The organism is Aeromonas sp. ANP5 (genome assembly GCF_963870295.1).
Taxonomy (GTDB): Bacteria; Pseudomonadota; Gammaproteobacteria; order Enterobacterales; family Aeromonadaceae; genus Aeromonas; species Aeromonas veronii.
The window spans coordinates 1-12101 of the sequence record NZ_CAWMRY010000013.1 but is presented as its reverse complement, the minus strand read 5'-3'; the positions used below and the strand labels follow the sequence as shown (position 1 = coordinate 12101).

Annotated in this window: 9 protein-coding genes; 8 read left to right on the top strand and 1 reads right to left on the bottom strand. The window is 61.5% G+C overall.

Annotated elements, in window-relative coordinates:
- Positions 1 to 80: 80 nt before the first annotated feature.
- Positions 81 to 965: an NAD(+) kinase gene (gene nadK, locus AACT07_RS09425; protein ID WP_005338038.1), complete on the bottom strand. Its 885-nt coding sequence runs from the start codon at positions 963 to 965 to the stop codon at positions 81 to 83.
- Positions 966 to 1256: 291 nt separating this feature from the next.
- Here nadK and grpE point away from each other — a divergent pair, with 291 nt between their 5' ends.
- The 8 genes from grpE to AACT07_RS09385 all read left to right on the top strand — a co-directional run bounded on the left by grpE (position 1257) and on the right by AACT07_RS09385 (position 12031).
- Positions 1257 to 1832, top strand: coding sequence for a nucleotide exchange factor GrpE (gene grpE, locus AACT07_RS09420; RefSeq protein ID WP_069527411.1), 576 nt, complete (start codon positions 1257 to 1259; stop codon positions 1830 to 1832).
- Between the two features lie 298 nt (positions 1833 to 2130).
- Positions 2131 to 4059, top strand: coding sequence for a molecular chaperone DnaK (dnaK, locus tag AACT07_RS09415; RefSeq protein ID WP_042053028.1), 1929 nt, complete (start codon positions 2131 to 2133; stop codon positions 4057 to 4059).
- Positions 4060 to 4160: 101 nt separating this feature from the next.
- Positions 4161 to 5303, top strand: a complete 1143-nt coding sequence (gene dnaJ / locus AACT07_RS09410) for a molecular chaperone DnaJ (protein WP_005338032.1) — start codon at positions 4161 to 4163, stop codon at positions 5301 to 5303.
- Between the two features lie 264 nt (positions 5304 to 5567).
- Positions 5568 to 7058 carry a carbohydrate porin gene (locus AACT07_RS09405; protein ID WP_139123782.1) on the top strand — a complete coding sequence of 497 codons (1491 nt, stop codon included), beginning with the start codon at positions 5568 to 5570 and terminating at the stop codon, positions 7056 to 7058.
- A 115-nt stretch (positions 7059 to 7173) separates the two neighbouring features.
- A complete protein-coding gene (locus AACT07_RS09400) occupies positions 7174 to 8130 on the top strand; it encodes an aminoimidazole riboside kinase (RefSeq protein WP_083249942.1) in 957 nt (318 codons plus the stop codon).
- 83 nt (positions 8131 to 8213) lie between these two features.
- On the top strand, positions 8214 to 9578 hold the full coding sequence (locus AACT07_RS09395) for a sucrose-specific PTS transporter subunit IIBC (RefSeq protein WP_043818633.1): 1365 nt from the start codon (positions 8214 to 8216) through the stop codon (positions 9576 to 9578).
- The gene (locus AACT07_RS09390) at positions 9578 to 10993 is read left to right on the top strand and encodes a glycoside hydrolase family 32 protein (RefSeq protein WP_069527406.1); all 1416 of its coding nucleotides are present in this window, start codon (positions 9578 to 9580) and stop codon (positions 10991 to 10993) included. The genes AACT07_RS09395 and AACT07_RS09390 overlap by 1 nt, the downstream gene beginning before the upstream one ends.
- Positions 10994 to 11020: 27 nt before the next feature.
- Positions 11021 to 12031 carry a substrate-binding domain-containing protein gene (locus tag AACT07_RS09385; RefSeq protein ID WP_021231153.1) on the top strand — a complete coding sequence of 337 codons (1011 nt, stop codon included), beginning with the start codon at positions 11021 to 11023 and terminating at the stop codon, positions 12029 to 12031.
- Positions 12032 to 12101 lie beyond the last annotated feature (70 nt).

The window sequence follows — 12101 nt, the reverse complement described above, 5'->3', positions numbered from 1 at the left end:
GGGGACGTTGCTACGACAGAAATGAGAAAGGCGCCAATTCAGGCGCCCTCTCTGGCAATGCCGTTGTCGGTCAGCGCCGATTAAAACAGCTTGCTGCCCCAGCCGAGCTTGTTGCGCAGCACGTGGAAGTAGCTGTAGTCGAGGGGATGTACCAGATGAAGCTGGTGGTGGCTCTTCTTGATCAGGATTTCGTCCCCCGGGTGGACCGCCAGCGTCACCTGACCGTCACAGCTGACCTGCATGGCATCGTCCTGATTATCCGGCGAGACCAGCAGCCGTACTTCGCTGTCGGCATCGAGTACGATGGGGCGACTGCTGAGGGTATGCGGGAACATCGGCACCAGCGTGATGGCGTTGAGCTTGGGGGTGAGGATGGCGCCACCTGCCGACAGGGAGTAGGCGGTGGAGCCGGTCGGAGTGGCGACAATGATGCCGTCCGAGCGCTGGCTGTACATAAAGCTGCCATCGATATAGACCTCGAACTCGATCATATGAGCGATCTTGCCCGGGTGCAGCACTGCTTCATTCACCGCCAGATTGCTCGACTTGCGCTCGCCGTGGCGATAGACCGAAGCCTCCAGCAGGAAGCGGTGTTCGCTCTTGTAGTGACCGGAGAGCACCTGCTCCAGCGGCAGCAGATAATCCTGCGGCGAGAGATCGGTCAGAAAGCCGAGGTTGCCCCGGTTCACCCCGATCACCGCCACATCGAAGCGCGACAGCACTCGCGCCGCCCCCAGCATGTTGCCGTCACCGCCCACCACGATGGCGAGATCGGCCTGCTGGCCCAGTTGCACCAGATCCATCACGTTTTCATCGAGGATGCTCAGGGTCTGGGCGACCCGGCTCTCCACCAGTACCCGAAAGCCGCGGGCGGTCAGGTATTGATGCAGGCCGGTCAGCGTCTGGTTGGCCCCCTCATGGTGGGGTTTGCCAATCAGGGCGATGGTTTTGAACGGAGAATCCATAGTCAGTCAGATCTGGGATGGGTATTGCGGGCCAGTATACAGTGCTTTGCTCCGCTTGTGACGCTCTCCCGTGTGACGGGGCCTGCTATCCCCTTGAGGCTACTGGTTAAACGGTGAGCTGCAACCCGGATAAACCGACGGTTGCGGCTATTCAGCAACCCAGATTGCCCTTTACCCCTTGAAAGCCGGGGATGCATCCCCATAATAGCGCCAACATAGTCGGTCTGTTGTCGTCCGGTCGCTCAACCAGACGTCAGGGCCCTCATAAGTAACCCCGGAATTGGAGATGTCATGAACCACGAAGAGCAAAAGGTTGAAACGATGGAGCAAGTGGAAGCCCAGCCAGTCGAGCCGACCGATGTAGACAGTGAAGTGACAGCCGAGCAGGCCCGTATTGCCGAACTGGAAGCGCAGCTGGAAACCGCCATCCAAAAAGCGGCGGAAGAGCGTGAACGCGCTCTGCGTACCGCCGCCGAGATGGAGAACCTGCGCCGTCGTACCGAGCTGGATGTGGAGAAGGCGCACAAATTCGCTCTGGAGAAGTTCGCCAATGAACTGCTGCCGGTGCTGGACAACCTTGAGCGTGCCATCGAACTGGCCGACAAGGAGAACGAAGCCCTCAAGCCGATGATCGAAGGTGTCGAGCTGACCCTGAAATCCATGCAGAGCGGCGTGGCCAAGTTTGGTCTGGTGGCGCTCGACCCGATCAACCAGCCGTTTGACCCCAACGCCCATCAGGCGATGAGCATGGTGCCGAGTGCCGATGTGGCCCCGAACACCGTCATTGCAGTGATGCAGAAGGGCTATGACCTCAACGGTCGGGTGATCCGTCCGGCCATGGTGATGATCGCCAAAGCGGTCGACTGATTGGCTGTGGGTGCCCGAGCCCGCCCTGTGGCGGGCTTTTTGTTTCGCAGTGCAGCACCTGCTCATCTTGCCCGGTTTAACGGCTCAACGTGACCGCGCAACCATGACAAAGGGTTTGGTTTTTTAGGGTTGGGGCTTGAAGCTGCGTCCGGCGACCCCATATAGGTAGCAAGGCCGCGGCGGCACAAAAAATTTGATGCCGGGAGCTTGAAAGCCAGATTGGCAGCCCCCACCTAGCCGTTAACGCATTAAGGCGAGTTCCTCGCCAGTTTATTCAAAGTATTTGGAGATTCGTCAAATGGGTAAAATCATCGGTATTGACCTGGGTACTACCAACTCCTGCGTCGCTATTCTGGATGGCGACACTGCTCGCGTGATCGAGAACGCAGAAGGCGATCGTACTACTCCGTCCATCATTGCCTATGCCGATGATGGCGAGATCCTGGTTGGTCAGCCGGCCAAGCGTCAGGCCATCACCAACCCGAAAAACACCCTGTTCGCCATCAAGCGTCTGATCGGTCGTCGTTTTGAAGATGAAGAAGTGCAGCGTGACCTGAAAATCATGCCGTACGCCATCGCCAAAGCTGACAACGGCGACGCCTGGGTTGAAGTGAAGGGCAAGAAAATGGCACCGCCGCAGATCTCTGCCGAAGTGCTGAAAAAGATGAAAAAGACCGCTGAAGACTATCTGGGTGAGCCGGTAACCGAAGCCGTTATCACTGTTCCGGCCTACTTCAACGACGCCCAGCGTCAGGCTACCAAGGATGCCGGTCGCATCGCCGGTCTGGATGTAAAACGCATCATCAACGAGCCGACTGCTGCTGCTTTCGCTTACGGCGTGAACAAGGTCAAGGGCGAGCGCAAGGTTGCCGTATATGACCTGGGTGGCGGTACTTTCGATATCTCCATCATCGAGATCGACGAAGTTGAAGGCGAAACCACCTTCGAAGTACTGGCGACCAACGGTAACACCCACCTGGGTGGTGAAGACTTCGACAACCGCGTCATCAACTATCTGGTAGACGAGTTCAAGCGTGAGCAGGGCATCGACCTGCGCAACGACCAGCTGGCTCTGCAGCGTCTGAAAGATGCCGCCGAGAAAGCCAAGATCGAGCTCTCTTCTGCCCAGCAGACCGACGTCAACCTGCCGTACATCACTGCAGATGCCACCGGTCCGAAGCACATGAACATCAAGGTGACCCGCGCCAAGCTGGAATCCCTGGTGGAAGACATGGTGAAGGACTCTCTGGAGCCGGTTCGTGTCGCCCTGAAAGACTCCGGTCTGGCAGTTGGCGAGATCGACGACGTGATCCTGGTTGGTGGTCAGACCCGTATGCCGCTGGTTCAGAAGACCGTTGCCGAGTTCTTTGGCAAAGAGCCGCGTAAAGACGTCAACCCGGACGAAGCCGTGGCCATGGGTGCTGCCATCCAGGGCGCCGTACTGTCCGGTGACAAGACCGACGTACTGCTGCTGGACGTTACCCCGCTCTCCCTGGGTATCGAAACCATGGGCAGCGTGATGACTGCGCTGATCGAGAAGAACACCACCATCCCGACCAAGAAGTCCCAGGTGTTCTCCACTGCCGAAGACAACCAGTCTGCCGTGACCATTCACGTGCTGCAGGGTGAGCGCAAGCGCGCCAGCGACAACAAGTCTCTGGGCCAGTTCAACCTGGAAGGCATCCGTCCGGCACCGCGCGGTCTGCCGCAGATCGAAGTGACCTTCGACATCGATGCCAACGGTATCCTGCACGTCTCTGCGAAAGACAAAGAGACCAACAAAGAGCAGAAGATCACCATCCAGGCCTCCTCTGGTCTGTCTGATGACGAGATCGAGCGCATGGTACGCGAAGCCGAAGCCAATGCGGCCGAGGACAAGAAGTTTGAAGAGCTGGTACAGGCTCGCAACCAGGCTGATGGTCTGGTCCACTCCGTACGCAAGCAGATCACCGAAGCCGGTGAAGCCCTGCCTGCCGACGACAAGACCAAGATCGAAGCCGCTCTGAGCGAGCTGGAAGTTGCCATCAAGGGTGACGACAAGGCTGCTATCGAAGCCAAACAGCAGGCTCTGCTGGAAGCGTCCCAGAAGCTGATGGAAATTGCCCAGCAGCAGGCTCAGGCCCAGGGTGCAGCCGGTGCTGATGCCGGTCAGTCCTCCTCTTCTGCCAAGGCTGACGACGACGTAGTCGACGCCGAGTTCGAAGAAGTGAAAGACGACAAGAAGTAAGCCCTACCCAGATGGGCGAAGTCCGCTTCGCCCATCGGCTTGGTCAATGAATTCACGGGCGTTGGGTAACCAACGCCCGTCTGCGTAACCACAGGATGAGTATGTCGAAGCGCGATTTCTACGAAGTACTGGGTGTGGCGAAAGATGCCGACGATCGCGAGATCAAGAAGGCGTACAAGCGCCTGGCCATGAAGTATCACCCGGATCGTAACCAGGGTGATGCCGCATCCGAAGAGAAGTTCAAAGAGGTCAAGGAAGCCTACGAGGTCCTGACCGATGCCAACCTGCGTGCCCGTTACGACCAGTACGGCCATGCCGGTGTCGACCCGAGCCAGGGTGGCGGTGGCCACGGTGGCTTTGGCGGCGGTGCCGACTTCGCCGACATGTTTGGTGACGTATTCGGTGACATCTTCGGCGGTGGCCGTGGTGGTGCCCGTCGTGGCCCGGCCCGTGGCTCCGACCTGCGTTACACCATGGAGCTGACGCTGGAAGAGGCGGTACGCGGGGTCTCCAAGGAGATCAAGGTGCCGACCCTGGTTCACTGTGAAGTCTGTAACGGCTCCGGTGCCCACACCGGCAGCAGTGCCCAGACCTGCCCGACCTGCCACGGCTCCGGCCAGGTGCAGATGCGTCAGGGCTTCTTTGCGGTGCAGCAGGCGTGTCCGCACTGTCACGGTCGCGGCAAGATCATCAAGGATCCGTGCCGCAAGTGTCACGGTGAAGGTCGCTACCAGCGCACCAAGACCCTGTCGGTGAAAATTCCGGCGGGCGTCGATACCGGAGATCGCATCCGTCTCTCCGGTGAAGGGGAAGCGGGGGAAGCGGGAGCTCCGGCAGGGGATCTCTACGTACAGGTGCACGTCAAAGAGCACGAAATTTTCGTGCGTGACGGCAACAACCTCTACTGCGAAGTGCCCATCAGCTTCACCGCAGCCGCCCTCGGTGGCGAGATTGAAGTGCCGACCCTGGATGGCCGCGTCAAGCTCAAGGTCACTCCGGAGACCCAGACCGGCAAGATGTTCCGCATGCGCGGCAAGGGCGTGAAGTCAGTACGCTCCGGCCAGGTAGGGGATCTGATGTGCAAGGTGGTGATCGAGACGCCGGTCAACCTCACCGAGCAGCAGAAAGAGCTGCTGCGCCAGCTGGACGAATCCTTCAGCGGTGCCGCTGCCAAGACCCACAAGCCGAAATCGGAAGGCTTCTTCGAAGGGGTGAAACGCTTCTTCGACGATCTGACCAGCTGATTTCAGCGACCCGAATAAACAGAGCCGGCCTTGTGCCGGCTCTTTTTTTGCCCGCCGTTTAGCCAGGATCCGCCCTATTGAGTGGATCCTGATGAGGGATCCTCCTCACAACTCCCGCCAATTCCTGCTGTACAAATGTTATCCCGCTCACACTGTTGCTGAAACGGTTTAGTTACCGTATTGAGTTGGCTAAAGCGGTTTAGCTATGCTCCGTCTGTCGATAACAACAGCGCCCGTCCGGGCCACAGATGACAGGTGAGGAAGATGATGATGTTCAAGAGCAAGTTGGCGCTGGCGGTAGCGCTGGGATTGGGGATGAGCAACCCGCTGTGGGCGGCGGATGGCGGTATAGAGGCCCGTCTGGCGGCGCTGGAGGCGCGGGTACAGGCGGCTGAAGCGAGAGCCGAGGCAGCAGAGAGCCGTGCCAGTCAGGCGGAAGTGAAGGCGAGCGCGGCCAGCGAGCAGGCGCAGGCGGCCGACAACCGCAGTCAGCAGGTGGATGAGAAGACCGCTGGTGCCCAGGGCTTCGAGTTTCACGGCTATGCCCGCTCGGGCCTGTTGGTCAACAGCAATGGCAACGGCGGGCGCGGTGGCCCCTACATCACGCCAGCCGGTTCGGTGGGTGGGGCTGTCGGTCGCCTTGGCAACGAGGATGACACCTACATGGAGGCCAACCTGCTGAAAACCCAGACCTTCGAGGATGGCAGCTGGGCCCGCTACAAGCTGATGCTGGCTGACGGGGTGGAGACCAGCAACGACTGGACCGCCAGCGATTCGAGCCTCAATACCCGTCAGGTGTTTGCCGAGATCGGCAATCTGGCGAGCTTCGACGGCCCCTTCAAGAATGCGGTGCTGTGGGCGGGCAAGCGCTTTGATCGGGACAACTTTGACATCCACTGGCTCGATTCCGACGTGGTGTTCCTGGCCGGTACCGGCGGCGGCGTCTACGACGTGCAACTGGCCGATAGCTGGAAGGCCAACTTCTCCCTCTATGGCCGCGATTACGGCGACATCAGCGCCAGCGGTCTCTCCGATATCGAGAGCTACATCCTCACCATGAACAACCGCGTCGGCAACTGGCAGTGGATGGTGAACGGTCTCTCGGCCAAGGACAATGACGCCCGCATCAATGACAAGGGGACGGGCAGCGAGGCGGCGGACAAGGGGGCACACACCCTGCTGGCCTACCACGGCGAGAGCTTCTTTGGCATCAACCCAGGGTTTGCCAAGGCAGCGGTACTGTACGGTCATGGGTTGGGGGCCGAGGTCAAGGGGCTGGGCTCTGACAGCGAACTGCTGCCGGACGCCGATGCAGTGCGGGTCGCCGTGTTTGGCGCCACCGATCTCAACTCGCGCTGGCGTTTTGCCCCGGCCCTACTGGCCGAGCAGAGTCAGGATCGCTACGTGAAAGGGGACGAGTACCGCTGGCTCACCTTCAATACCCGGGTGGCGCAGGTGCTGAGCCAGAACGTCGAGCTGGTCTACGAGGCAGCCTGGCAGTACATGGATCTCGATCCCAAGGGCTACAAGGGACGCCAGGCGGTGAACGGCAACTTCACCAAGCTCACCTTCGCCCCCACCTTCAAGGCGCAGACCGCCGGTTTCTTCGAACGTCCCGAGCTGCGGGTGTTCGCCAGCTGGATGGACTGGTCCTCCGAGCTCGACAACTACGCTAGCGACGATGCCATGGGCCAGAGCAACTTCACCGCCGGTGGCGAGTGGAACTTTGGCGTACAGATGGAAACCTGGTTCTAGTTCGTTATCCCGATCACAAAAATGGCAGCCGGTGCCGAGATCTGTTGGTTGGCTAAAACGGTTTAGCTGATAATGCCAGCCAACAGAACAGAGTTCGGGTTGGACCGTGGATCCGATGCAGCAGTGGAGTAGCAAGGTGACGAATCGTGTGTGGGTAATGGGGGATGCGGTGGTGGACTTGATCCCGGAAGGGGCGTTGCACTACCTCAAGTGTCCGGGTGGCGCGCCCGCCAATGTGGCGGTTGGCGTGGCACGGCTGGGCGGCGATGCGGCCTTTATCGGCCGGGTTGGTGCTGACCCGTTCGGCCGCTTTATGGCCGACACCCTGAGCGGGGAGGGGGTGGATATCGGTGCGCTGAGGCTCGATCCAGACCATCGCACCTCTACCGTGCTGGTAGAACTGGATGACGAGGGGGAGCGCAGCTTCACCTTTATGGTGCGCCCCAGTGCCGACCAGTTCCTCACCCCGGATGAGTTGCCCCACTTCGATGCCGGTCAGTGGTTGCTGACCTGCTCAATCGCGCTCGCCAACGAGCCGGTACGCACCAGCTGCCTGCAGGCCATGGCGGACATCAAGGCGGCAGGAGGGCGGGTCTGCTTCGACCCCAACCTGCGCCCCGAGGTGTGGGGCAACCCCGCCGAGATGCTGCCGCTGGTGCGTCAGGCAATTGCACAGGCTGATGTGGTCAAGCTCTCCATTGAGGAGCTGCAACTGCTGAGCGGCGAGGATGATCTGGCTGCCGGGCTTGCGACTCTCTCTGGCCCGGCGCTGGTGCTGGTGACCCGGGGGGCGGCCGGTGTGGTGGCTCGTCTTGATGGCGAGTTGCTGGAGTGGGTGGGGCAGAAAGTGACGCCCATCGACACCACGGGGGCGGGTGATGCCTTCGTCGCCGGTCTGCTGGCGGCGCTGGCCGGGCGCTCGTCGCTGCCGACGCTGGCCGAGCTACCCGCCATCCTGGCTCAGGCCCACGGCTGCGGGGCGCTCGCCACCACCGCCAAGGGGGCGATGACGGCGCTGCCGACCCGCTCCGAACTGGATGCCTTTTTGCGATCAGGCGCAAGCGGCTTTTGAGCTGAGGCTAGAAGCCCGGCTCGACAGCCCCTACTCTCATGTGACAAGGGCCCGCCAGCGTGGCGGGTCATAAGAGGAAGAATATGAATATCAGTGCGATAGCCAAGGATCTGGTGCCCCTGCTCGGGGGCAAGGAGAACATCGTCAGCGCTGCCCACTGCGCCACCCGGCTGCGGTTGGTGCTGGCCGATGACAGCAAGGTAAACAAGGCCGCCATCGACAAGCTGGAGGGGGTCAAGGGGTGCTTTAGCAACGCGGGCCAAATTCAGGTGATCTTCGGCACCGGTCTGGTCAACAAGGTCTATGCGGAGTTTGTGGCGCTGACCGGTACCGGCACCGCCAGCAAGGCTGAGCTGACCGACATGGCGGCGGCCAAGCTCAACGTGGCTCAACGGTTGGCGCGAACCCTCTCCAACATCTTCGTGCCGATCATTCCGGCCATCGTCGCCTCGGGCCTGCTGATGGGGCTGCTCGGCATGGTGCGCACCTACGGCTGGGCCAATGCCGACAGCGCTCTGTTTGTGATGCTCGATATGTTCAGCTCGGCGGCCTTTATCATACTGCCGATCCTGATCGGCTTTACGGCGGCGCGGGAGTTTGGCGGCAATCCGTACCTCGGGGCGACCCTTGGCGGCATCCTCACCCACCCGGCGCTAACCAACGCCTGGGGCGTGGCCGGTGGCTTCAAGACCATGGATTTCTTCGGGCTCGATGTCGCCATGATCGGCTATCAGGGCACCGTCTTCCCGGTGCTCTTGGCAGTCTGGTTTATGTCCCATCTGGAGAAACAGCTGCGCAAGCGCATTCCGGATGCGCTGGATCTGATCCTCACCCCGTTCCTGACCGTCATCATCACCGGTTTCGTGGCGCTGCTCTTTATCGGCCCGGCGGGTCGGGTATTGGGGGATGGCATCTCGTTCGGTCTGAGTGCCCTCTATGAGCAGGCGGGCTGGCTGGCGGGGCTGGTATTTGGCGGCACTTACTCGCTTATCGTTATCACCGGCATCCATCACAGCTTCCACGCCATCGAGGCGGGATTGCTGGCCAATCCGCAAATTGGCGTCAATTTCCTGCTGCCCATCTGGGCCATGGCCAACGTGGCACAGGGCGGGGCTTGCCTCGCGGTCTACTTCAAGACTCGCGACGTGAAGATCAAGGCCATTACCGTGCCGGCGGCCATGTCCTGCCTGCTGGGTATCACCGAGGCTGCCATCTTCGGCGTCAACCTGCGCTACATCAAACCCTTCCTTGCCGGTCTGTTTGGCGGGGCCTGCGGCGGCGCCTACGTGGTGGCGGCCAAGGTGGGGATGACGGCGGTGGGGCTGACCGGTATTCCCGGCATGGCCATCGTCCAGCCCATGAGCCTGATTCACTACATCATCGGGCTGGTGATCGCCTTTGGCGCCGCTTTCGCCGCTTCCTACCTGCTCAAGTACAAGGTGGAGTGATGAAGGAAAGCGATCTTCTCAACCAGATTGTCCGGTCGCTGCTCGCCGGACAGCTCAAGGCGGCGGCCGATCCCCATCGGCCCCGCTGGCATCTGGCAGCCCCGGTGGGGCTGCTTAACGATCCCAACGGCTTTATCGAGCACGACGGGCGCTACCACCTTTTCTACCAGTGGAATCCGCTGGGCTGCGAGCACCGCAACAAGGGCTGGGGCCATGTCACCTCCACCGATCTGCTGCATTGGCAGCACGAGCCGGTGGCGCTGTTGCCCACCGAAGCCTATGAGAGCCACGGCTGCTATTCGGGCTCGGCGGTGAGCGACGAGCAGGGGCGTCTGACCCTTATCTACACCGGCAATGTCAAATACCCGGATGGCAGCCGCACCGCCTATCAGTGTCTGGCCCGCGCCGACAGTGAGGGCGGTTTTGCCAAGCTGGGGCGTGTGCTGGATCTGCCCGCAGGCTACAGCGGCCATGTGCGCGACCCCAAGGTGTGGCACGACGGCCAGCAGTGGCTGATGGTGCTGGGGGCCCGCACCTTGGATGACAAGGGCGAAGTGCTGCTCTATCGCGGCGACACCCTGCAAAGCTGGCAGCGGGTGGGCCCCATCGCCGGTAGCGGGCGAGGGGGGCTGGGTGAGTTTGGCTATATGTGGGAGTGCCCGGATCTCTTCCCGCTGGGGGATCAGCATGTGCTGATCAGCTGCCCGCAGGGGATTTCCCCGGCAGGCGAGGATTATCGCAACCTCTACCAGTGCGGCTGGCTTTTTGGCAACTTCGACGGCGAGCGCTTCGAGCACGGGGCTTTTCACGAGCTGGATCGGGGCTTCGAGTTCTATGCGCCGCAAACTACCCGAGACAGTCAGGGGCGCCGCCTCCTGTTCGGTTGGCTGGGGCTGCCGGAGGAGAACGAGATGAGCCAGCCTACGATCGCTTACGGCTGGATCCACCAGATGAGCTGCCCGCGGGAGCTGTTCTGGCAGGATGAGTGGCTTTGCCAGCGGCCGGTGGCGGAGCTTGCGGCGCTCAAGGGAGAACTGACCCGCTTCGAGGGGACGCTCGGCGAATTTCCGGGGCTGGCCATCGACTCGGCCTGGATCGATCTGGATCTCTGCGGTGAGGGGAGTCTCTGGTTTGGTGCCGTGGCCGAGCTGGTGTGGCAGCCGGGGAGCATCACCTTGCGGCGCCAGAACTGGCAGAGCGGAGCGTGGGAGACCCGCTGCAGCCCATGGGCTGGCGGGCGGATCACCGTCCTGTGCGATCGCTCCAGTCTGGAGTGTTTCATCGATGAGGGGCGACACAGCCTGTCGGCGCGCTACTTCCCCGGGGAAAAGCCGCAACTATCATCAGGTAACGGCGATGATGGCTGCAAAATTTGCCTCAATCACTGGTCGCTGTCGGCGTGCCTAGTACAATAGCCCGGTTCTAGTCAGCCGGGAGGCCAGGTGGAGAAGAAGAAACGGATCACGATTGCCCAGATCGCCGAACTGGCGGGGGTGTCCAAGGCGACCGCCAGTCTGGTGCTCAACGGGAAGAGTGCGGAGTACCGGATCGCCGATGATACCCGCAAGCGCATTCAGGCGGTGGCGGAGGAGTGTCACTACCTGCCGAGCTTTCACGCCCGCTCCCTGCGCGAGACCCGCAGCTACACTTGGGGGTTGGTGATCCCCGATCTCACCAACTTCGGTTTTGCCCGCATCGCCCGCGCCCTCGAGGCCCACTGCCGAGAGGCGGGCATCCAGCTGCTGATCGCCTGCTCCGAGGATGATCCCGCCCTCGAGCAGCGGGTGGTGGACAACCTCATCAGCCGTCAGGTAGATGGGCTGATTGTCGCCTCCAGCGGCCACAGCGATGACATCTATGCCCGCATCCACGACCGCCTGCCGGTGGTGCAGCTCGACCGCCATATTGGCGAGTCGCGCTTACCCATGGTGATCTCCGATGCCTGCAAGGCCACCGCCGAGCTGGTGCGGGACATGGCCAGCGAGTGCGGCGAGCAGATCTACTACTTCGGCGGTTTGCTGGATCTCTCCCCCAGCCGTCACCGGCTGGCGGGCTATGAGCTGGGGCTCCATCGCGCCGGTTTTGAAGCCGATGCCGCCCGGGTGCGCCATCGCGACTACCAGCCGAGCTCCGGTTATCAGCTGATGGCCGAGCTGGTGGCCGAGCTGGGAGCCCCCCCCAAGGGGCTCTTTACCGCCTCCTTTACCCTGCTGGAAGGGGTACTGCGCTACCTTAACGAGGCGGGGTTGATGGAAACGGGCATGCGCCTGTGCACCTTCGATGATCACGACCTGCTCGACTGCATTCCCATGCGCATCGACTCGGTGGCGCAGGATTGTCCGGCGCTGGCCCTCGCCGCTTTCGAGCTGATGCAGCAATTGATTGCAGGTAATCCCCCGGCGCAGACTGCCCAGGTGATCACCCCCAGGGTGCGCTGGCGCAGTCGCCGCTAGCCACTCTTCGCCCATCCATACGAAAAAGCCCCGCCATTGCTGGCGGGGCTTTTTGCTGCGGGCTGTCCCG